At 71.2% G+C, this 19,310-nt stretch carries 21 protein-coding genes and 1 pseudogene; 7 read left to right on the forward strand and 15 right to left on the reverse strand.

Features of this window, described 5'->3' with window-relative positions; translation table 11 throughout:
- Positions 1 to 37 precede the first annotated feature (37 nt).
- From ACIRDU_RS04115 to ACIRDU_RS04125, 3 genes are read left to right on the forward strand one after another with little or no spacing between them, the layout of a single operon-like run.
- Positions 38 to 1,099 carry a M4 family metallopeptidase gene (locus ACIRDU_RS04115; protein WP_403574100.1) on the forward strand — a complete coding sequence of 354 codons (1,062 nt, stop codon included), beginning with the start codon at positions 38 to 40 and terminating at the stop codon, positions 1,097 to 1,099.
- 20 nt (positions 1,100 to 1,119) lie between these two features.
- On the forward strand, positions 1,120 to 1,386 hold the full coding sequence (locus ACIRDU_RS04120) for a protealysin inhibitor emfourin (RefSeq protein WP_403574103.1): 267 nt from the start codon (positions 1,120 to 1,122) through the stop codon (positions 1,384 to 1,386).
- 58 nt (positions 1,387 to 1,444) lie between these two features.
- On the forward strand, positions 1,445 to 2,767 hold the full coding sequence (locus ACIRDU_RS04125) for a GH1 family beta-glucosidase (protein ID WP_403574105.1): 1,323 nt from the start codon (positions 1,445 to 1,447) through the stop codon (positions 2,765 to 2,767).
- On the opposite strand, the gene ACIRDU_RS04130 is transcribed toward ACIRDU_RS04125, so the two are convergent.
- The 3 genes from ACIRDU_RS04130 to ACIRDU_RS04140 are packed head-to-tail and all read right to left on the reverse strand — an operon-like array spanning position 2,757 to position 4,741.
- Positions 2,757 to 3,569 (reverse strand): SAM-dependent methyltransferase, encoded by an 813-nt coding sequence (locus ACIRDU_RS04130; RefSeq protein ID WP_403574108.1) that lies wholly within the window; start codon positions 3,567 to 3,569, stop codon positions 2,757 to 2,759. The two genes, ACIRDU_RS04125 and ACIRDU_RS04130, sit on opposite strands and share 11 nt — an antisense overlap.
- Positions 3,570 to 3,620: 51 nt before the next feature.
- Positions 3,621 to 3,872, reverse strand: a complete 252-nt coding sequence (locus tag ACIRDU_RS04135) for a DUF397 domain-containing protein (RefSeq protein ID WP_403574111.1) — start codon at positions 3,870 to 3,872, stop codon at positions 3,621 to 3,623.
- Positions 3,869 to 4,741, reverse strand: a complete 873-nt coding sequence (locus tag ACIRDU_RS04140) for a helix-turn-helix domain-containing protein (RefSeq protein WP_403574114.1) — start codon at positions 4,739 to 4,741, stop codon at positions 3,869 to 3,871. The genes ACIRDU_RS04135 and ACIRDU_RS04140 overlap by 4 nt, the downstream gene beginning before the upstream one ends.
- Before the next feature lie 168 nt (positions 4,742 to 4,909).
- Between ACIRDU_RS04140 and ACIRDU_RS04145 the strand changes: the two genes are divergently transcribed.
- Positions 4,910 to 5,431 carry an ATP-binding protein gene (locus tag ACIRDU_RS04145; RefSeq protein ID WP_403574117.1) on the forward strand — a complete coding sequence of 174 codons (522 nt, stop codon included), beginning with the start codon at positions 4,910 to 4,912 and terminating at the stop codon, positions 5,429 to 5,431.
- A gap of 18 nt (positions 5,432 to 5,449) precedes the next feature.
- Here the strand turns inward: ACIRDU_RS04145 and era are convergent, their stop codons facing one another.
- A complete protein-coding gene (gene era / locus ACIRDU_RS04150; RefSeq protein WP_403574120.1) occupies positions 5,450 to 6,412 on the reverse strand; it encodes a GTPase Era in 963 nt (320 codons plus the stop codon).
- Between the two features lie 160 nt (positions 6,413 to 6,572).
- On the opposite strand from era, the gene ACIRDU_RS04155 reads away from it, so the two are divergent.
- Positions 6,573 to 7,883, forward strand: coding sequence for an ammonium transporter (locus ACIRDU_RS04155; protein ID WP_403574123.1), 1,311 nt, complete (start codon positions 6,573 to 6,575; stop codon positions 7,881 to 7,883).
- Entirely contained in the window at positions 7,880 to 8,218 is a 339-nt protein-coding gene (locus ACIRDU_RS04160; protein WP_403574126.1) for a P-II family nitrogen regulator, read from the forward strand. The genes ACIRDU_RS04155 and ACIRDU_RS04160 overlap by 4 nt, the downstream gene beginning before the upstream one ends.
- Before the next feature lie 27 nt (positions 8,219 to 8,245).
- On the opposite strand, the gene ACIRDU_RS04165 is transcribed toward ACIRDU_RS04160, so the two are convergent.
- The 8 genes and pseudogenes from ACIRDU_RS04165 to ACIRDU_RS04200 all read right to left on the reverse strand — a co-directional run bounded on the left by ACIRDU_RS04165 (position 8,246) and on the right by ACIRDU_RS04200 (position 15,224).
- Positions 8,246 to 8,722, reverse strand: a complete 477-nt coding sequence (locus ACIRDU_RS04165) for a hypothetical protein (protein ID WP_403574129.1) — start codon at positions 8,720 to 8,722, stop codon at positions 8,246 to 8,248.
- A gap of 171 nt (positions 8,723 to 8,893) precedes the next feature.
- On the reverse strand, positions 8,894 to 9,247 hold the full coding sequence (locus ACIRDU_RS04170; protein ID WP_403574132.1) for a cytidine deaminase: 354 nt from the start codon (positions 9,245 to 9,247) through the stop codon (positions 8,894 to 8,896).
- A 20-nt stretch (positions 9,248 to 9,267) separates the two neighbouring features.
- Positions 9,268 to 9,627 carry an MmcQ/YjbR family DNA-binding protein gene (locus tag ACIRDU_RS04175; protein ID WP_403574135.1) on the reverse strand — a complete coding sequence of 120 codons (360 nt, stop codon included), beginning with the start codon at positions 9,625 to 9,627 and terminating at the stop codon, positions 9,268 to 9,270.
- On the reverse strand, positions 9,624 to 10,937 hold the full coding sequence (locus tag ACIRDU_RS04180; RefSeq protein WP_403574138.1) for a hemolysin family protein: 1,314 nt from the start codon (positions 10,935 to 10,937) through the stop codon (positions 9,624 to 9,626). The genes ACIRDU_RS04175 and ACIRDU_RS04180 overlap by 4 nt, the downstream gene beginning before the upstream one ends.
- Positions 10,938 to 10,945: 8 nt before the next feature.
- Entirely contained in the window at positions 10,946 to 11,443 is a 498-nt protein-coding gene (ybeY, locus tag ACIRDU_RS04185; protein WP_184846222.1) for an rRNA maturation RNase YbeY, read from the reverse strand.
- Between the two features lie 14 nt (positions 11,444 to 11,457).
- The gene (locus ACIRDU_RS04190; protein ID WP_403574142.1) at positions 11,458 to 12,525 is read right to left on the reverse strand and encodes a PhoH family protein; all 1,068 of its coding nucleotides are present in this window, start codon (positions 12,523 to 12,525) and stop codon (positions 11,458 to 11,460) included.
- A 131-nt stretch (positions 12,526 to 12,656) separates the two neighbouring features.
- Complete coding sequence (locus tag ACIRDU_RS04195; protein WP_403574144.1) at positions 12,657 to 13,793, reverse strand: carbohydrate kinase family protein; 1,137 nt, start codon at positions 13,791 to 13,793, stop codon at positions 12,657 to 12,659.
- Positions 13,794 to 13,933: 140 nt separating this feature from the next.
- A pseudogene (locus ACIRDU_RS04200) lies at positions 13,934 to 15,224 on the reverse strand (glucarate dehydratase family protein).
- A gap of 409 nt (positions 15,225 to 15,633) precedes the next feature.
- On the opposite strand from ACIRDU_RS04200, the gene ACIRDU_RS04205 reads away from it, so the two are divergent.
- Entirely contained in the window at positions 15,634 to 16,947 is a 1,314-nt protein-coding gene (locus tag ACIRDU_RS04205) for an MFS transporter (RefSeq protein ID WP_403574147.1), read from the forward strand.
- Positions 16,948 to 16,960: 13 nt separating this feature from the next.
- On the opposite strand, the gene ACIRDU_RS04210 is transcribed toward ACIRDU_RS04205, so the two are convergent.
- From ACIRDU_RS04210 to ACIRDU_RS04220, 3 genes are read right to left on the reverse strand one after another with little or no spacing between them, the layout of a single operon-like run.
- On the reverse strand, positions 16,961 to 17,953 hold the full coding sequence (locus tag ACIRDU_RS04210) for an adenosine deaminase (RefSeq protein ID WP_403574150.1): 993 nt from the start codon (positions 17,951 to 17,953) through the stop codon (positions 16,961 to 16,963).
- Positions 17,954 to 17,973: 20 nt separating this feature from the next.
- Positions 17,974 to 18,879 carry a ribonuclease Z gene (locus tag ACIRDU_RS04215; protein ID WP_403574153.1) on the reverse strand — a complete coding sequence of 302 codons (906 nt, stop codon included), beginning with the start codon at positions 18,877 to 18,879 and terminating at the stop codon, positions 17,974 to 17,976.
- Between the two features lie 6 nt (positions 18,880 to 18,885).
- Complete coding sequence (locus tag ACIRDU_RS04220; RefSeq protein WP_352095882.1) at positions 18,886 to 19,239, reverse strand: histidine triad nucleotide-binding protein; 354 nt, start codon at positions 19,237 to 19,239, stop codon at positions 18,886 to 18,888.
- Positions 19,240 to 19,310 lie beyond the last annotated feature (71 nt).

A 19,310-nucleotide genomic window follows, 5' to 3' on the forward strand; every position in this document is an offset into this window, starting at 1 on the left:
AGTGACAGTCTCGTCACGCAGTGCAAGGGTTCCGGGTATGACGACTCACGGGGGCTACGAGCCCGTCTTCTGCACCATCGTTCCGCCTCATGTCCTCGACCAGCTCGCCCAGGCCGAGGACCCCGCGCTCGCCGGTCCCGCCCGCCGCACCCTGCAACGCGACGCCTACGAGCGCACCCAGCGACGGCTCACCACGGTCATCGGCGCCACCGCCGTCACCGCGGTCGCCGACGGCACACCGCAGCGCACGATCCACGACGCCCGGCACGGCACCGACCTGCCCGGCCACAAGGTCCGCGGCGAGGGCGACAAGCCGGGCAGGGACGCCACCGTCAACCGCGCGTACGCGGGCCTCGGCGCCACCTTCGAGCTGTTCCTCCAGGCGTACCGGCGCGACTCGATCGACGGGAACGGCCTGCCGCTGAACGCGACGGTGCACTACGACCGCGACTACAACAACGCGTTCTGGAACGGCGAACAGATGGTCTTCGGCGACGGGGACGGCGAGATCTTCCTCGACTTCACCATCCCGATCGACGTCATCGGCCACGAACTCGCGCACGGCGTCACCCAGTACACGGCCAACCTCACCTACTTCGGCCAGCCGGGCGCGCTCAACGAGTCCCTGTCGGACGTCTTCGGCGCCCTGATCAAGCAGTACACGCTCGGCCAGACCGCCGCCGAGGCCGACTGGCTGATCGGCGCCGGGCTGCTCGCCCCGCGGGTGACGGGCAAGGCGCTGCGCTCCATGAAGGAGCCGGGCACGGCGTACGACGACGACGTGCTCGGCAAGGACCCGCAGCCCGCGACGATGGACGACTTCGTCCGCACCGGCCGCGACAACGGCGGTGTCCACATCAACTCGGGCATCCCGAACCACGCCTTCTACCTCGCCGCGACGGCCCTCGGCGGCCACGCCTGGGAGCGCGCGGGACAGGTCTGGTACGACGTGTTGACCGGCGGCGAGCTCAAGCAGCAGGCGCGGTTCGTCGACTTCGCCACGCTCACCGTCAAGGCGGCCCGGGAGCGGTTCGGCGACGGGGAGGAACTCGACGCCGTGTCGAAGGCCTGGGAGCAGGTCGGGGTGCGGACCCTGTAGTTCCGTACTAGACAGGTGCCATGCGGATTCAGGTGAGGCGCACGGGCGGGTTCGCGGGCATCGAACGGCATGCCGAGGTGGACACCTCGGGCCGGGCCGATGCCTCCGCATGGCACGCGCTGGCCGAGCAGGCCGTCGCCGCCGGGCGGAGCACACCGCCGATCGGGGTCCCGGACGGGTTCAGCTACCAGATCACGGTGGACGGGAGGACGGTGTACGCGGCCGACCCCAGGCTGACCGACGAACAGCGGACGCTGATCTCGCGGGTGCTGAAGGAAGGGGCCTGACAGCTCCTTTCCGCCCGGCCGTTGACTTCCGTTACCACCGGTACGGATGATCCAGCGCATGGCGACTGACGCAGGCAACCCGATCCCCCGCTTCCCGGACGGCTTCCTCTGGGGCGTGTCCACCTCGGCGCACCAGATCGAGGGCGCCGCGGACGAGCGCGGGCCGTCCGTGTGGGACGTCTTCACGGCAGCGCCGGGACGGGTGAAGGACGGCTCGACGGCGGCGGTGGCCTGCGACCACGTCCACCGCCACCGCGAGGACGTGGCACTCCTGGCCGACCTCGGCGTGAACGCCTACCGCTTCTCGGTCTCCTGGCCGCGGGCACGCTCCGAGAAGGGCCTGGACTTCTACGACCGGCTGGTGGACGACCTGTGCGCGGCGGGCGTCCGCCCGGTGCCGACACTGTTCCACTGGGACCTGCCGGCGGACCTGGACTGGCTGGAGCGGGACACCGCCGAGCGCTTCGCCGAGTACGTGGCCCTGGTGGCCGACCGCCTGGGCGACCGCGTGTCGACATGGATCACCCTGAACGAGCCCGCCGAGCACACCCTGCTGGGCCACGCCCTGGGGGTGCACGCACCCGGAAAGCAGCTGCTGTTCGACGCGCTGCCGGCCGCCCACCACCAGCTGCTCGCCCACGGCCTGGCCGTACGGGCCCTGCGCGCCTCGGGCGCCGGCGACATCGGCATCGCCAACTCGCACGGCCCGACCTGGGCGGCGTCGACCGAGGCGGCGGACGTGGAGGCGGCGGACTTCTACGACCTGCTGCTGAACCGCCTGTTCGCGGACCCGCTGCTGCTGGGCAGGTACCCCGACGGCATCGGCGAGCTGATGCCGGGGGACGTGGAGGCCGACCTGAAGGTGATCGCCGAGCCGCTCGACCGGTACGGGATCAACTACTACGCGCCGACCAGGGTGGGCGCCCCGCAGGGCGCGGAGATCGAGTTCGGCGGGATCACCATGCCCGCCGAACTGCCCTTCTCCGTCCGGGAGATCGAGGGCCACCCGGTGACCGACTTCGGCTGGCCGGTCGTGCCCGAGGGCCTCACCGAACTGCTCACCACCTTCCGCGACCGCTACGGCGACCGCCTCCCGCCCGTCGTCATCACCGAGAACGGCTGCTCGTACCCGGGCGTCGACGACCAGGACCGCATCGCCTACCTGGACGGCCACATGCGGGCCCTGCACCGGGCGGTGGAGGCGGGCGTCGACGTGCGCGGCTACTTCGTGTGGTCCCTGCTCGACAACTTCGAGTGGGCGGAGGGCTACGCACGCCGTTTCGGCCTGGTCCACGTCGACTTCGCCACCCTGGAGCGGACCCCCAAGGCGTCGTACCACTGGTACCGGGAGCTGCTGCGGGCGCAGGGGCCTACGGCTTGATGCCCACACCGGTCCACAGGCTGACCTCGGCGTCCGTCGGGGCGTCGCCCCCGGCGGTGTCGGGCCGCCAGCGGTGGCCCACGGTGACGCCCGGCTCCAGAAGGTCCAGGCCCTCGAAGAAGCGGGCGACGTCCTTCCGCGAGCGGAACTGCACCGGCGTACCGGCCGAGGTGTAGATGTCGGTGACCTTCTGCCAGGTCGACGGGTCGAAGTCGGGTGTGCAGTGGCTCAGCGCCAGGGCGCTGCCCGAGGGCAGCACGTCCAGCAGGCGGCGCACGATGCCGTAGGGGTCCTGGGCGTCGGTGACGAAGTGCATCAGGGCGTTGAGGGACAGCGCGACCGGGCGGTCCAGGTCCAGGATCTCGGCCAGCTCGGGCGCGTTCAGCAGCGACTGCGGGTCGTTGACGTCCGCCTCGATGTAGGTGGTGCGGCCTTCGGAGGTGCTGCGCATCAGGCGCTCGGCGTACTTCAGGACGAGCGGGTCGTTGTCGGCGTAGACCACCCGGGCGTCGGGCACCACGGACTGGGCGACCTGGTGCAGGTTGGGCTCGGTGGGGATACCCGTGCCTATGTCCAGCCACTGGCGGATGCCGTGCTCGCGGGCGAGGACCCGGGTGGCGCGGTGCATGAAGGCCCGGTTCTCGCGGGCGCACACGAAGATGGCGGGGTAGGCCTCGGCGACCCGCTCGGCCGCCTGCTTGTCGACCTCGAAGTGGTCCTTGCCGCCGAGGTAGTAGTCGTACATGCGGGCGGAGTGCGGCCTGCTGGTGTCGATGTCCCGCGCGGCCTGCGAGTTGCTCATGGGGTGCCTCTCGGTGGGGGGTGGTGGTGCGAGTCCGGTCCGGTGGGGGCTTCAGCGGGCCGTCAGATGGTCGGCGAGGCCCTGCTTGACCCCCCTGACGAACGCGGTGATCTCCTCGGGGGTGCAGATCAGCGCGGGACCGGCGGGATCGGTCGACTGGCGCACCGCCACGCGGCCGTCGGCGAGCTGCTTGGTCTCCACGCACTGGCCCCCGTTGGGGCCGCTCCACGGACGTTCCCAGCCCTGTTCCCCGAGGTCCGAAGCGGGCATCCCGTTGTAGACGGCGCCCTCGGCGAGGGTCATGCGTACTCCTTCCGCATGCGGTTCAACAGCGCCCTGCTGTCCGCGGACGAGGTCTTCAGCGACAGCCGGTTGTGCGCCTCCAGATGGGCCACGACGTCCGCTCGCTGGTCGAGGTAGACGGACGCGGAGAGGATCTCGCTGTAGACGATGTCGGGCAGCTCCCGCTCCTCGAACCGGAAGTAGGTGAAGGGCGCGCACGCTCCGACGTGGGCGCCCGCGGCGAACGGCACGATGTCGACGCTGACGTGCTCCAGCTCGGACGCCTCCAGGAGCCGGTCGATCTGGTCCCGCATCACGTCGGGGCCGCCCACCACCCGGTGCAGCACGGCCTCCTCCATCACCACCCACAGCGTGGGCGCGTCCGGTTTGGTGAGCAGGCTCTGGCGGCGCAGCCGCAGCTCCACGCGCCGGTCCAGGTCCTCCTCGTCGTCGTTCGGGAAGCCGCCGCGCAGCACGGCACGCGCGTATCCGGGTGTCTGGAGCAGGCCCGTGACGTACTGCGGTTCATAGGTGCGCAGCGTTCTCGCGCCGGTTTCCAGGCTCACGTAGGCGGTGAACCAGGACGGCATCACATCGCGGTACGGGTGCCACCAGCCGGGCTCGTTGGCCCGTTCCGCCAGGGTGACGAACTCGTCGATCTCCTGCCGGCCGGCCCCGTAGGTCTCCAGCAGCTTCTCGACGTAGAGGATCTTCAGGCCGACCTCGGCCTTCTCCAGGCGGCGGATGGTCAGCGGCGTGACGCGCAGGGCCTTGGCCGCGTCGTCGAGGGACAGGCCCGCGTGCTGCCGGGCCTCCTGCAGGCGGCGGCCCAGGATCATGCGGAGCACCGTGGGGGCGCCGGCGCCGGTGCCTGATCGGGCGTCGTTCACGCCGTGCCTCCTGAGGGGTCGTCACCGCCGCTTGCCCGGCAGGGGCTTGATCGCTGCATCGAATCGTTTCGCCCGGGCGATACCGCCGTTCTGAAATTATCAGGGAGATGGTTGCAGCGTGAACTGCACTGCGAGCATAGTTACTGGTGTGACCAGGGTTCCGGAAGCATGAACTCCCCTTTCCGCCCCTTCCGTTGCCCGCTCCCCCTCGACTTCGCCCACCCCCCACGGAAGGCGATCGCCGTGTCCCCCCACACGACATCCACCCCCCGGTTCCTGGACGCGGTGCACCCGGGCCGCACCGACTGGCTGGAGCTGCCGCCGCAGCGGACCAGCGTCAGAGTCGCCCGTCATGCCCTGCGCGCCCGGCTGGCCTCGTGGCAGGTGCCCGAGGAGGTGTGCGCGAACGCGGTGCTGCTCGTGTCCGAGCTGGTGACCAACGCCGTGCTGCACACGCTCAGCGAACGGATCGTGTGCGGCGTCCAGCTGATGACGAACGCGTGTTTCCGGCTGGAGGTGCACGACGGCGACCTCAGCGGCCGCGGCATCCCCGACCGCCGCCCCGGCCTCGACGACGAGGGCGGCCGCGGACTGCTGCTCGTACGGGAGATGGCCGACAGCTGGGGCATCGCCCGCTCGACCCTCACGGGCGGCAACGCGGTGTGGGCGAGTCTGCGGACGGCGTCATGACACGGGGCGGGCTCGCTCTCAGAACCCCAGCTTGCGCAGCTGCCGGGGGTCCCGCTGCCAATCCTTGGCGACCTTCACGTGCAGGTCGAGGAAGACGGGTGTGCCCAGCAGCGCCTCGATCTGCTTGCGGGACTTGATGCCGACCTCCTTCAGGCGCTTGCCCTTGGGGCCGATGACGATGCCCTTCTGGCTGGGGCGCTCGATGTAGACGAAGGCGTGGATGTCGAGGAGGGGCTTGTCGGCGGGGCGGTCCTCGCGGGGGAGCATCTCCTCGACGACGACCGCGATGGAGTGCGGCAGCTCGTCGCGGACGCCCTCCAGCGCGGCCTCCCGGATCAGCTCCGCGATCATGACCTGCTCGGGCTCGTCGGTCAGGTCGCCCTCGGGATAGAGCGCGGGGCCCTCGGGCAGCAGGGGGACGAGCAGGTCGGCGAGCAGGCCCACCTGCTTGTCGCCGACCGCCGACACCGGCACGATCTCGGCCCACTCGAAGCCCAGCTCCTTGCCGAGCTGATCGATGGCGATCAGCTGCTCGGCGAGCGTCTTGCTGTCCACGAGGTCGGTCTTGGTGACGATGGCGATCTTCGGCGTCTTCTTGATGGACGCCAGTTCCTTCGCGATGAAGCGGTCGCCGGGGCCGAGCTTCTCGTTCGCCGGCAGACAGAAGCCGATCACGTCGACCTCGGCCCACGTCGTGCGCACGACGTCGTTGAGCCGCTCGCCCAGCAGCGTGCGCGGCTTGTGCAGACCCGGGGTGTCGACCAGGATCAGCTGGGCGTCCGGGCGGTGCACGATGCCCCGCACGGTGTGCCGCGTCGTCTGCGGCTGGTTCGCCGTGATCGCCACCTTCTGGCCGACCAGAGCATTCGTGAGGGTGGACTTGCCCGCGTTGGGACGGCCCACGAAGCAGGCGAAGCCGGCGCGGTGGACGGTCTCGCCCGACTCTTCGGATGACTGCATACGAACGCTCATGCCGCCCATTCTCCCTGATCCTCGAAGCCGCCCCGTACCGGACGTGCCACGTGAGCTTCCCGAAACCCATACGCAACGAAACGTCACGGAAACACACCCGTACGCAACCCGAAACGCAGGCCGGTGAACCTCTGACGAGCCCCCGGAGCCCCCACCCGTTGGAGACACCGTGCCTCTGGCCGCCGCAACCGCCGACACCGGCGACACCGCCTGGCTGCTCGCCGCCACCGCCCTCGTCCTGCTGATGACCCCGGGCCTGGCCCTGTTCTACGGCGGCATGGTCCGCACGAAGAGCGTGCTCAACATGCTGATGATGAGCTTCGTCTCGATCGCCCTGGTGACGGTGGTGTGGCTGGCGGCCGGCTACTCCCTGGCCTTCGGCGAGGACGCCGCGGGGGGACTCATCGGCGGGCTCGACCACGTGGGCATGAGCGGCCTCGGCCCGGACAGCGTCCAGGGCACGGTCCCCACCCTCCTCTTCGCCACCTTCCAGCTCACCTTCGCGATCATCACGGCCGCGCTGATCAGCGGCGCCGTCGCGGACCGGGCGAAGTTCGGGGCGTGGCTGGTCTTCGTGCCGGTGTGGGCGCTGCTCGTATACGTTCCGGTCGCGCACTGGGTGTGGGGCCCGGGTGGCTGGATCCTGGACGGGCTGGGTGCGCTGGACTTCGCCGGCGGGCTGCCCGTGGAGATCGTCTCCGGCGCCTCGGGGCTGGCGTTGTGCCTGGTCCTGGGCCCGCGGCTGGGCTTCAAGAAGGAAGCCATGCGGCCGCACAATCTGCCCATGGTGATGCTGGGCGCCGGTCTGCTCTGGTTCGGCTGGTTCGGCTTCAACGCCGGGTCCGCCCTCGGCGCCAACGGCCTCGCGGCCGCCGCGTTCCTGAACACCCTCGCCGCGGGCTGCACCGGCCTGCTGGGCTGGCTCTTCGTGGAGCAGAAGCGCGACGGCCACCCCACGACCCTGGGCGCCGCGTCCGGCGCGGTCGCGGGCCTGGTCGCCATCACCCCGTCCTGCGGCTCGGTCTCCCTGCTCGGCGCGCTGGTCGTCGGACTCACCGCCGGTGTCGTCTGCTCGTACGCCGTGAGCTGGAAGTTCAAGCTGAACTACGACGACTCGCTGGACGTCGTCGGCGTCCACCTGGTCGGCGGTGTCATCGGCACGCTCCTCATCGGCGTCTTCGCCGTCGAGTCGATGACCGGTGGAGCGGAGGGCCTCCTCTATGGTGGCGGCCTCGGTCAGCTGGGCAGGCAACTGCTGGCGGTGGTCGTGGTGGGGGTGTACGCCTTCGGCGTGACGTACGGCATCGGCAGGCTGATCGACGCCACGATGGGCCTGCGCGCCGGCGAGGAGCAGGAGCAGACCGGTCTGGACCTTACGGTGCACGCCGAGACGGCCTACGATCACGGGGTCCTGGGCCACGGCGCCCCGGTCTCCTCCTCCGTCGTCTCCCCCGCCCAGAAGGTCACCCCCCAGGCATGAAGCTCATCACCGCGATCGTCAAGCCGTACCGTCTCGACGAGGTCAAGAACGCCCTTCAGGAACGGGGCGTGCACGGCCTGACCGTGAGCGAGGCCAGCGGCTACGGCCGGCAGCGCGGCCACACCGAGGTGTACCGCGGCGCCGAGTACCAGGTCGACCTGGTGCCCAAGGTCCGGATCGAGGTCGTCGTCGAGGACGCGGACGCCGAGGCCGTCATCGACGCGGTCGTGAAGGCCGCGCACACCGGCAAGATCGGCGACGGCAAGGTGTGGGCCCTGCCCGTGGACACGGTCGTGCGGGTGCGGACGGGCGAGCGCGGCCCCGACGCGCTCTGAACACACCGGGGCCGCCCCGCTTCGGTCTCAGTCGAACACGAACGGGCCCGGCGACTGCGGCCCGGCCGCCGTGCAGGTGATGGTGATGCCGAAGACGGTCATCCTCAGCGAGCCGCCGAAGGCCTCCAGGCTGTCGCCGGAGGCCACGGTGCCGTTGAGGGGACCGACCTCGACGGGGGCGCCGGCGGCCATCGCCGGGTTCTCCGTGCCGGTGAAGTCGACGGTGCCGCCGCCGCTCTTCACCAGCGTGAGGGTGGACGCGATCGAGTCCTCTCCCAGCGCGATGGGCGCCGTGATCGCGGAGGACTTGACCGTGAGGGTGGCGGCGGTGCCGTCCTGCGTGGCCGTCAGCGTGGCCTCGCCACTGCCGAAGGCGCCGCAGTCAGCGTTGATCGTCGCCGTCTGGGGGGTGACGGCGAGGGCTGCGGGGGCGAAGGCGAGCCCGGTGACCGCGAGGGCCCCGGCCGCCAGTGCCGCACCTGCTCCGATTCGCTTGCATCTCATGGGATTCCGGCTCCCTTTCCGTGTGGGGGGACCGCTCGGCAGGTGAGTGCGGGCACGCTGCGCGAGAGCCGAACCTGACGGTCCGTCGGAACTTACGGTTCCATTGATGCGCGTGGGGCAGGGGGCGGCAAGGTTGAAAACTGGCCTAATTACCGGCGGTTACAGCGAAGTTCAGCCGGCGGTCAGGGTGACGCGGACCGTTCCGTCGGGACCGGCCACCAGGACCGGCGTCTCGGCGCTCCCCAGATCCCGTACCGCCGCCCGGTCCTCCGCGGACGCGGTCTCCGCCTCCGTCACGATCGCCGCCGCCTCCAGCGACCGCGCGCCCGAGGCCACCGCCATCGCCACCGCGGTCCGCAGGGCACTGAGCTTCAGGGAGTCGAGGGCCACGGTCCCCGCGACATAGGTGCGTCCGGTCTCGTCCCGTACGGCCGCGCCCTCGGGCACGCCGTTGCGGGCCCGTGCGGAACGGGCCAGGGTGACGATCTTGCGGTCCTCGGGGTCGAGCGCGCTGCTGTCGGTCATGATCCGAGCATACGGAAGCGTCACGGGCGGTCGAGGCGCAGGCGGTCCGCTCGGGGCAGGCCCGCGACGACCAGGTCGTACGAGTCCTCGATGAGCTCCCGGACCAGCTTGTCCGGGAGTTCGCCGTCGACGGTGACCGTGTTCCAGTGGCGCTTGTTCATGTGCCAGCCGGGGACGATCAGCCCCTCGTGCTCGCGGCGCAGACGGATCGCCTCCTCCGGGTCGCACTTGAGGTTGGCCTTCAGGGGGCGCGCGTCCAGGAAGGAGAGCGCGAAGAGCTTCCCCCGCACCTTGAAGACCGAGATCTCCGGGCTGAACGGGAAGTCCTCCACCGCCGCGTTGAAGGACAGGCAGAACGCGCGCAGTTCCTGCGGGGTCATTCCGGCTTCTCCTCCTCGAGCGGGTCCGCCGGGTCCGCCTGCTCCACGGGCTCCGCCAGCACCGTCACGATCTTGTTCCGGCGGCCGGCCGCGGCCTCGGCGGTCAGGCGCAGCTCCCGGCCGTCGGGGAGGCCGACGACGGACGACGCACCCGCGATGGGCACCCGGCCCAGCGCCTTGGCCAGCAGGCCGCCGACCGTCTCGACGTCCTCGTCGTCGAAGGCCTCCAGGCCGTACAGCTCGCCCAGGTCGCCGATGTCGAGGCGGGCGGTGACGCGGAAGCGGTCCTTGCCGAGGTCCTCCACCGGCGGCAGTTCACGGTCGTACTCGTCGGTGATCTCGCCGACGATCTCCTCGAGGATGTCCTCGATGGTGACGATGCCGGCCGTGCCGCCGTACTCGTCGATGACGACGGCGACGTGGTTGCGTTCCTTCTGCATCTCGCGCAGCAGGTCACCGGCGTTCTTGGTGTCGGGCACGAAGAACGCCGGGCGCATGGCCGTGGACACCTGCTCGGACTCGGCGTCGCGGCTGATGTGCGTCTTGCGGACCAGGTCCTTCAGATACACGATGCCGACGATGTCGTCCTCGTTCTCGCCGGTCACCGGGATGCGCGAGAAGCCGGAGCGCAGCGCGAGGGTGAGGGCCTGGCGGATGGTCTTGAAGCGCTCGATGACCACCAGGTCCGTGCGCGGGACCATGACCTCCCGCACGAGGGTGTCGCCCAGCTCGAAGACCGAGTGCACCATGCGGCGCTCCTCGTCCTCGATGAGGGACTCCTTCTCGGCGAGGTCGACCAGGGCGCGCAGTTCCGCCTCGGAGGCGAAGGGGCCGCGGCGGAAGCCCTTGCCGGGGGTGAGCGCGTTGCCGATGAGGATCAGCAGCGACGGGATCGGGCCCATGATCCGGGCCAGCGGCACCAGGACGTACGCCGAGACCGTGGCGGTGTGCAGCGGGTGCTGCCGGCCGATGGTGCGCGGGGAGACGCCGACGGCGACGTACGACACGAGGACCATGACCGCGATGGCGACCAGGAGGGCCTCGGTGGTGGCGTCGAACTCCTTCAGGCAGCCGTAGGTGATCAGCGCGGCGGCTGCCATCTCGCAGGCGACGCGGACCAGCAGCGCCACGTTGAGGTAGCGGGTCGGGTCGGCGGCGACCTGGGAGAGCTTGGCGCTGCCGCGGCGGCCGGAGCGCACGGCCTCCTCGGCGCGGAAGCTGGAGACGCGCGCGAGGCCCGCCTCCGCGCAGGCGGCGAGCCAGGCCACGACGACCAGGGCGATGGCGCCCAGGACGAGTTGGGGACTCATCGGCGGCGCTACGAGACCGTCGGCGCCGGGGACGGGCCGGTCAGGCCCCGCTCCGCGCGCCAGCCGTCCACGATGGCCGCCTGGAGGCCGAACATCTCGGCCTTCTCGTCCGGTTCCTCGTGGTCGTAGCCGAGCAGGTGCAGCACCCCGTGGACGGTGAGGAGCTGGAGCTCCTCGTCCATGGAGTGCTGCGTGTCGGCTTCCTTGCCCTGCTTCTGCGCGACCTCGGGGCACAGCACGATGTCGCCGAGCAGTCCCTGCGGCGGCTCGTCGTCGTCCTTGGAGGGCGGCCGCAGCTCGTCCATCGGGAAGGACATGACATCCGTCGGGCCCGGGAGGTCCATCCACTGGATGTGGAGCTGCTCCATGGCGTCGGCGTCCACGACGATCACCGAGAGCTCGGAGAGCGGGTGGATGCGCATCCGAGCGAGCGCGTAGCGGGCGATGTCGAGGATCGCCTGCTCGTCGACTTCGGTGCCTGACTCGTTGTTGACGTCGATCGACATGGTGCTGTGTGTGTCTACTTCCCCTTGTGCCCGGACTTGCCGCGGCTCTTGTGCGCGCCGTTCTGGGTGCCGTGCGTGGTGTCGTACTTCTCGTACGCGTCGACGATACGGCCCACCAGCTTGTGCCGGACCACGTCCTGGGACGACAGCCGGGAGAAGTGCACGTCGTCCACGCCGTCCAGGATCTCCTGCACCTGCCGCAGACCGCTCTTCGTCCCGTCCGGCAGGTCGACCTGCGTCACGTCACCGGTGATCACGATCTTCGAGTCGAAGCCGAGGCGGGTGAGGAACATCTTCATCTGCTCGGGGCTCGTGTTCTGGGCCTCGTCCAGGATGATGAAGGCGTCGTTGAGCGTGCGGCCGCGCATGTAGGCGAGCGGCGCGACCTCGATGGTGCCCGCCGCCATCAGCCGCGGGATCGAGTCGGGGTCGAGCATGTCGTGCAGCGCGTCGTACAGGGGGCGCAGGTACGGGTCGATCTTCTCGTAGAGCGTGCCCGGGAGGAAGCCGAGGCGCTCCCCGGCCTCGACCGCGGGGCGGGTCAGGATGATGCGGTTGACCTGCTTGGACTGCAGGGCCTGCACCGCCTTGGCCATCGCCAGGTACGTCTTGCCGGTGCCCGCGGGGCCGATGCCGAAGACGATCGTGTGCTTGTCGATCGCGTCCACGTAGCGCTTCTGGTTGAGCGTCTTGGGGCGGATCGTGCGGCCGCGCGAGGACAGGATGTTCTGCGTGAGCACCTGGGCCGGGGTCTCCTGGCCGTCGCTCTCGCCGTTGTCGCTCGCCTTGAGCATGGCGATCGAGCGTTCCACTGCGTCCTCCGTCATCGGCTGCCCGGTGCGGAGCACCAGCATCATCTCGTCGAACACGCGCGCGATGAGGGCGACGTCCTTCGGGTCGCCGACCGCGCTGATCTCGTTGCCCCGGACGTGGATGTCGGCCGCCGGGAAGGCCTTCTCGATCACGCGCAAGAGGGAGTCGCCGGACCCCAGCACGGTCACCATGGGGTGCTGGGCGGGGACGGTGAACTGCGCTCTCGCCTGCTCCTGCGCGGGGGTGTGAGCTGTGGGTGTCTGAGTCATGGGCCGGCGCTGAAGGCCTGCGGTTCCTCCTCGTCATGGCCGCACAGCTGAGGGCGGCCTCGCGATTCCCAGGGTACGACGGGGGAGTGACAACGCCGTAGGGGTTTTGGGGGCGGGGTTCTCACCGGGCGTCATGCGGAGCGGCGGAAGCCGATCGTGGGGACGGCGCGCCGCAGCGGCCAGGGCCTCACCAGTTCCTCCGAGACGAGCCCCGCCAGGAACCCGTACCTCTCCAGGGCCGCCGGCGACTGCCCCTCGACCGACTGCACCTCCCGCCACCACGCCGCGATCTCCGACCACCCCGGCGCCGACAGCGATCCCCCGAACTCCTGCACCGACAGCGCCGCCGTCAGCCCGGCGAAGGCCAGCCGGTCCGCCAGCGGCCAGTCCGCCAGCGTCCCGGCCACGAAACCGGCGACGAACACGTCACCTGCCCCGGTCGGATCGAGCGCCTCGACCGCGATGGCCGGCACCTCAGCCGTCTCACCCGTCCGCCGGTCCACCGCGTACGCCCCGTCCGCGCCGAGGGTGACCACCGCGAGCGGTACGTAGTCGGTCAGGGCGTGGGCGGCGGCCCGGGGGCAGTCCGCGCCGGTGTACCGCATGGCCTCCTCCGCGTTCGGCAGGAACGCCTCGCAGTGCCGCAGGTCGGGCAGCCGCGCCAGATCCCACGCGCCGGTGTCGTCCCAGCCGACGTCGCCGAACACACGGGTGCCGTTGCTCGCGGCCTGGGCGATCCAGGGCGCGCTCACGCCGGGTGCGAGGGAGGCGACGGCGGCACGCGCGCGTGGCGGGCAGGCGGGTGCGGGCTCCTCGGGGGGCGGCTCGTGGCCGTGCGAGACCATCGTGCGCTCCCCCTCGTAGGCCATGGAGACGGTCACCGGGGAGTGCCAGCCGGGCACCGTGCGCGACGGGGAGAGGTCGATGCCCTCGCCGTGCTCCAGGGCGTCCCAGCAGTAGTCGCCGTAGTGGTCGTCGCCGAAGGCCGCCGCGAGGGACGTACGCAGGCCGAGGCGGGCCAGGGCGGTCGCCATGTTGGCGACGCCGCCGGGGCTCGACCCCATCCCGCGCGCCCAGGACTCCGTCCCGCGCACCGGGGCGGAGTCGAGGCCGGTGAAGATGATGTCCAGGAAGACGGTGCCGGTGAGGTAGACGTCCCAGGGCGGGTCGTCCGGCCTGCGCAGCGGGGCGAGGGGATCGACCTGGCTCTGGCGGTGCGATCCCTTTCCGGCCGGGCCCTTTCCGGCCGGGGCGGTGGACGCGATCACGATGCGCTCCCTGACGTGGTGCGGACCAGGCCAGTCTGCACCACGACACCGACAACGTGACGCCGATCACGCCGGGCCCACCTGTCCCGTCAGCTCGCGCCGGGCCCTCGCGCGCACTCCTCCGGCGTGCTCAGTGGGCGCTACCAGCGGGGCATCGCGGGTGTCACCCACTGCGGGTCGGTGATCCGCATGGCCGCCGCGTCGTCGCGGTCCCGCAGGGCGCCGTCGTCGTCCAGCCACCGCCGGTGCGAGTGCGGCCAGCCGCTCGCGGTCGAGCTCCACCCCGAGGCCGGGCGCGTCGGACACGGCCACCTTGCCGCCCTCGAAGGTGAGCCGCTCGGTGAGGACGTCCTCCGACTGCCAGGGGTAGTGGGAGTCGCAGGCGTGGTGGAGGTCGGGGACGGTGGCCGCGACGTGGGTCATCGCGGCGAGCGAGATGCCGAGGTGGGTGTTGGAGTGCATCGACACGCCGACGCCGAAGGCGCGGCAGACGGCGGCGAGTTGCTGGGTGTTGCGCAGCCCGCCCCAGTAGTGGTGGTCGGAGAGCACGACCTGCACGGCGTCCCGTGTGAACGCCTCCTCGATCTCGGCGAAGGTCGTCACGCACATGTTGGTGGCGAGCGGCACCCCGGTGCGCGCGGCGACCTCGGCCATGGCGGGTGTGCCGAGCGCCGGGTCCTCCAGGTACTCCAGGACGTCCCCGAGTTCCCGGGCCACCCGCACGGACGTCTCCACGGACCAGGCGCCGTTCGGGTCGAGCCGCAGCGGGTGCCCCGGGAACGCCTCGGCGAGCGCCCGTACGGCCGCGATCTCCTCGCCGGGCGGGAAGACGCCGCCCTTGAGCTTGAAGGAGGTGAAGCCGTAGCGCTCGGTGAACCGCCGGGCCTGCTCCACCACTCCCGCCGGGTCGACGGCGGCGCCCCAGTCGTCTTTCTCGGCCGGTACGCCCTCGGGGTGGCCGGCCCACTTGTAGAACAGGTAGGCGCTGTACTCGACGGCGTCGCGGACCTTGCCGCCGAGCAGTGTGTGCACCGGCAGTCCGAGCGCCTTGCCGAGGGCGTCGAGGCAGGCGACCTCGAAGCCGGAGACGACGGACAGCCGCAGCTTGTCGGCGGTCTGGACGCCGCGCAGCCCGCCGACGTCGACGGCGTTCTCGACGCGGGAGGCGTCCACCGCGACTTGGTCCGCGACTGTGAACAGGCCGTTCAGATCGCTGACCTGGCGTCCCTTCAGCCGCTCGGCGAAGGGGCGGGCCAGCTCCAGGTACTTGGTGTCGCCGTAGGTCTCCCCCACGCCGGTGATCCCGTCCACCGTGACGACCTCGACGATCAGCCGGGGCGTGTACGGCTGGTGCACGCCCTGGGTGTTCAGCAGCGGCGGGTCCGCGACCAGGATCGGCGTGAGCCGTACGTCGGCGATGGTGAGGTTCACAGGGCGGCTCCTACGAGGTCGAGTCCGGCGGTGTGTGCGGCCAGGTCGGCGGGCGGGGTCCTGCCTGCTCGGCCGTCCCCCATCTCCCCATAGAGACCCCATCCATATATGAGAATGAGGGTTTGATATGCGAACGTCAATCGTCCGGCCCGGCTCCAGGGGCCGAGGGGCCGTACGAGACGCTGACCCCGAACTCGCACACGAGCAAGGGAGTCCGGCGACGCCTGACAAAGGGCATTCGTTTACCCGGGCTTCACCACCCCAAACGCAACGTGCTCCAGATCACACGCCCCGGGTTCCCGTGTGCGTCTACGTGCTTGATACAAATTGCTCGCGCGTTCCTGTCCGTCGACGGTCGTCGCCCAATCCCCTTTTCTCCCCGCTCCTTTCGCATGCCCTGGGAACGCCCGTGTTCGCCCCCCGCACCACTCCCTGGCCCCTCGTCGCCCTTTTTACGGCCGGGTACCTCGCTCCGTATCTGCTGCCCACCACCGTGGGCAGACTCGACTCGGACCTTCCGCTCTCCGCCACGCAGGCCGGCGCCGTCGGCAGCGCCCTGCTGCTGAGTTCGGCCGCCGCCGGATTCGTCCTGGCCTCACGGGTCGAACGGGTCGGAGCCCGCGCCCTCGCCCGGCTCGGCCTCGCCCTGGCCCTGCTCGGCTACGGCGGCGCCGCCCTGACCACCGCGATTCCCGCTGTCGTCGCCGGTGCGATGGTCGGCGGGTTCGGCTCCGGCACGGCCACCACCGTCGCCGCGACCCTGATCGCAGCCCAGCGGGACCCCCACCGGGCCTCCACGGCCGGCCTGCTCAGCGTCTCCGCCCTCGCGGGCGCCGTGTATCTGACGGTGCCTCACCTGGGCCCGGGGCACGGTCTGCCCCTCGCCGCGATCGCCCTCACGGCCCTGGCCGTGTGGCCGCTGACCGGCCGCCTCCCCGTCGGAACGCCCGCCGCGCCCGCACGGCAGGCCAAGGCCCGGCTGCCGCACGCCCGTTCCGGGCTGGTGCTGGCCGGTGCCATGGTGTGCTGGTCGCTCGCCCAGAACTCCCTGTGGGGGGTGAGCGGACGCATCGGCCTGGAGCAGGCGCACCTGGGCGAGGCCACCGTCGGTGCCGTCTTCGCCCTCGGACTGGGCGCCGGGCTGACCGGTGTCCTCGCGGCGGGCGCCCTCGGGGCCCGGCTGGGACGTGCCGTGCCCATCGGCGGGGGCACCGTCCTCATCGCCGCCTGCATCGCGCTCAGCGCCTCCGCGACCGACCTGGGGAGCTTCGCGGCCGGCGAGATCGCGTGGAACACGCTCTACCCGGTGGTGCTGTCGTACCTGATCGGGCTCGCCGCCTCGCTCGACCCGCGCGGCCGCTGGGCGGTGCTGGTCGGCTCGGCGTCCTCGCTGGGTACCGCCGCCGGGCCGCTGACCGGCAGCGTGCTGTCGGCGCAGGCCGGGTTCCCGGTCATGGGCGCGGTGCTCGGCGCCGGGCTGCTGGTGATCGCCCTGCCGATGACCGCCGTCGCCCTGCACACCGGCGGACGGCCGCTGCTGCCCGGCGCGATCCGCCGCCGCGGCGGCCACCCGGCCGCCCTGGTCGCCGCCGCCACGGGCACGCCCACCGGCGCGATCCCCGAGATCGGCGCCCCGGAGCAGCCGGTGGTGGAGATCCCGGTCGAGGCCGCCGCCGTCCCCGCCCAGCGCGCCTACGGCAAGGCGGGGTCGGAGGTCCTCTGAGACCTGCCCGGAGCTATCCGAAGGTGTACGCCTCCACCTCGGCCAGGTACCGCGCCCGCAGCTCCTCGTCGTCCTCCAAGAAGGAGGCGAGGAAGGAGTTGCGGGCGAGCTCCCGCAGCCGTTTCTCGGTGAGGCCGAGGGTGGCGCGCACGGCGTCGAAGTTGTCGCCGGCGTAGCCGCCGAAGTAGGCCGGGTCGTCGGAGTTGACCGTGCACATGAGGCCGGCCTCCAGCATGGCGGGCAGGGGGTGGTCGGCGAGGGTGTCGACCGTGCGCAGCCGGACGTTGGACAGCGGGCACAGCGTCAGCGGGACCCGGTCGCGCACCAGCCGCTCCACCAGCGCCGGGTCCTCCACGCAGCGCAGCCCGTGGTCGACCCGCTCGACGCCGAGGACGTCCAGCGCCTCGGTGATGTACTCGGGCGGACCCTCCTCGCCCGCGTGGGCGACGCGCCGCAGCCCGAGAGCGGCGGCGGCCTCGTACACCTCGCGGAACTTCACCGGCGGGTGCCCGACCTCGGCCGAGTCGAGGCCGACACCGGTGATCCGGTCCAGGTAGGGCTTGGCGGCGTCCAGGGTGGCCAGGGCCGACTCGGCGGACTCGTCACGCAGGAAGCACAGGATCAGCCGGGTCGAGACGCCGTGGTTGGCCTCGCTGCTCCCCAGCGCGCGCCACAGCCCCTCGACGACCGTGCCGATCTCCAGCCCGCGGCTGGTGTGGGCCTGCGGGTCGAAGAAGATCTCCGCGTGGCGCACGCCCTGCGCGGCGGCGCGTTCGAGGTAGGCGTTCGCGAGGTCCTCGAAGTCCCGCTCGGTGCGCAGGACGGCCATGAGCTCGTAGTACAGGTTCAGGAAGGACTGCAGGTCCTCGAACCGGTAGGCCTCGCGCAGCGCGTCCGTGTCGGCGTAGGGCAGCGTGACGCCGTTGCGCGCGGCCAGCTCGAAGGCGAGTTCCGGTTCCAGGGTGCCTTCGATGTGAAGGTGCAGTTCGGCTTTGGGGAGGGACATCAATTCATCGTACGGCCGCTTCACCGACGCTTCGGAACCGGCACCCGCAGGAGATCGTGCGCCACCGTCAGCTCTCCCTCGTACCCGGCGGCCCGCGCCTGCCGCTCGAACTCGTCAGGGACGGTGTACCTCTGGCTGAAGTGGGTCAGCACGAGGTGCCGTACGCCGCCGTCCCGGGCCACCCGCGCGGCCTGACCGGCGGTCAGATGCCCGTGCTCGACGGCCAGTTCCTCGTCCTCGTCCAGGAAGGTCGACTCGATGACGAGCATGTCGCAGCCCTCGGCGAGCGCGTACACGCCGTCGCACAGCCGGGTGTCCATGACGAACGCGAACCGCTGCCCGCGCCGTACCTCGCTGACGTCCTCCAGCGAGACCGCGCCGAGCGAGCCCTCGCGCTGGATGCGGCCGACGTCCGGGCCCTTGATGCCGTGCTCGGCGAGCCGCTCGGGCAGCATGCGGCGGCCGTCGGGCTCGACGATCCGGTACCCGTACGACTCCACCGGGTGCGACAGCTTCCGGGCCTGAAGCGTGTATCCGTCCGTACGGGCGAGGGGCCCGTCGGCGTCGACCGGAGCCTCCGTGATGCCGACGGTCTCACGGTAGGCCGTGGCGTACCGGAGCCGGTCGAAGAAGCGCTGCCCGGAGCGGGGGTAGTGGGCGGTGATCTCGTGCGGCACCTTGTCGAGGTTGATGCGCTGGATCACCCCGGCGAGACCGAGGGAGTGGTCGCCGTGGAAGTGCGTGACGCAGATCCGGTTCAGGTCGTGCGCGGCGACCCCGGCGCGCAGCATCTGGCGCTGCGTGCCCTCGCCGGGGTCGAACAGGATGCCCTCGCCGTCCCAGCGCAGCAGGTAGCCGTTGTGGTTGCGGTGCCGGGTCGGGACCTGGCTGGCGGTGCCGAGGACCACGAGTTCACGTACGGACAAGGCGGACTACCCCGGGGGCCATTCGAGGCCGCGGCCGCCGAGCACGTGGCCGTGCACGTGCCACACCGTCTGGCCGGCGCCGCTGCCCGTGTTGAAGACGAGGCGGTAGCTGTCGAGCTTCTCCTCGTCGGCGACGGCCTGGGCCTCGCGGAGCACGTCGGCGGTGAGCGCCGGGTCGGCGGCGGCGAGGGCGGCGGCGTTCTCGTGGTGCGCCTTGGGGATGATCAGGACGTGGGTGGGGGCCTGGGGGTTGATGTCGCGGAACGCGATGGTGGTCTCTGTCTGGCGGACGATGGTCGCCGGGATGGTGCCTGCGACGATCTTGCAGAACAGACAGTCTTCCTGTGGCTCCCCTGCCATGTCTCCTCCGAGGGTTGGGCCGGTGCGGTCCGACGTGGGCATCGTATCGTCGTCGGGTGCGGGTGCGTTGT

This window comes from Streptomyces sp. NPDC093598, assembly GCF_044764825.1.
GTDB lineage: Bacteria > Actinomycetota > Actinomycetes > Streptomycetales > Streptomycetaceae > Streptomyces.

What these genes read in the sequence shown, in the direction of transcription:
- ACIRDU_RS04115 (WP_403574100.1), top strand. Translation starts at nt 38, where the DNA reads ATGACGACTCACGGGGGCTACGAGCCCGTCTTCTGCACCATCGTTCCG.
- ACIRDU_RS04120 (WP_403574103.1), top strand. Translation starts at nt 1,120, where the DNA reads ATGCGGATTCAGGTGAGGCGCACGGGCGGGTTCGCGGGCATCGAACGG.
- ACIRDU_RS04125 (WP_403574105.1), top strand. Translation starts at nt 1,445, where the DNA reads ATGGCGACTGACGCAGGCAACCCGATCCCCCGCTTCCCGGACGGCTTC.
- ACIRDU_RS04130 (WP_403574108.1), bottom strand. Translation starts at nt 3,569, where the DNA reads ATGAGCAACTCGCAGGCCGCGCGGGACATCGACACCAGCAGGCCGCAC.
- ACIRDU_RS04135 (WP_403574111.1), bottom strand. Translation starts at nt 3,872, where the DNA reads ATGACCCTCGCCGAGGGCGCCGTCTACAACGGGATGCCCGCTTCGGAC.
- ACIRDU_RS04145 (WP_403574117.1), top strand. Translation starts at nt 4,910, where the DNA reads ATGAACTCCCCTTTCCGCCCCTTCCGTTGCCCGCTCCCCCTCGACTTC.
- era (WP_403574120.1), bottom strand. Translation starts at nt 6,412, where the DNA reads ATGGGCGGCATGAGCGTTCGTATGCAGTCATCCGAAGAGTCGGGCGAG.
- ACIRDU_RS04160 (WP_403574126.1), top strand. Translation starts at nt 7,880, where the DNA reads ATGAAGCTCATCACCGCGATCGTCAAGCCGTACCGTCTCGACGAGGTC.
- ACIRDU_RS04165 (WP_403574129.1), bottom strand. Translation starts at nt 8,722, where the DNA reads ATGAGATGCAAGCGAATCGGAGCAGGTGCGGCACTGGCGGCCGGGGCC.
- ACIRDU_RS04170 (WP_403574132.1), bottom strand. Translation starts at nt 9,247, where the DNA reads ATGACCGACAGCAGCGCGCTCGACCCCGAGGACCGCAAGATCGTCACC.
- ACIRDU_RS04175 (WP_403574135.1), bottom strand. Translation starts at nt 9,627, where the DNA reads ATGACCCCGCAGGAACTGCGCGCGTTCTGCCTGTCCTTCAACGCGGCG.
- ACIRDU_RS04180 (WP_403574138.1), bottom strand. Translation starts at nt 10,937, where the DNA reads ATGAGTCCCCAACTCGTCCTGGGCGCCATCGCCCTGGTCGTCGTGGCC.
- ybeY (WP_184846222.1), bottom strand. Translation starts at nt 11,443, where the DNA reads ATGTCGATCGACGTCAACAACGAGTCAGGCACCGAAGTCGACGAGCAG.
- ACIRDU_RS04190 (WP_403574142.1), bottom strand. Translation starts at nt 12,525, where the DNA reads ATGACTCAGACACCCACAGCTCACACCCCCGCGCAGGAGCAGGCGAGA.
- ACIRDU_RS04210 (WP_403574150.1), bottom strand. Translation starts at nt 17,953, where the DNA reads ATGTCCCTCCCCAAAGCCGAACTGCACCTTCACATCGAAGGCACCCTG.
- ACIRDU_RS04220 (WP_352095882.1), bottom strand. Translation starts at nt 19,239, where the DNA reads ATGGCAGGGGAGCCACAGGAAGACTGTCTGTTCTGCAAGATCGTCGCA.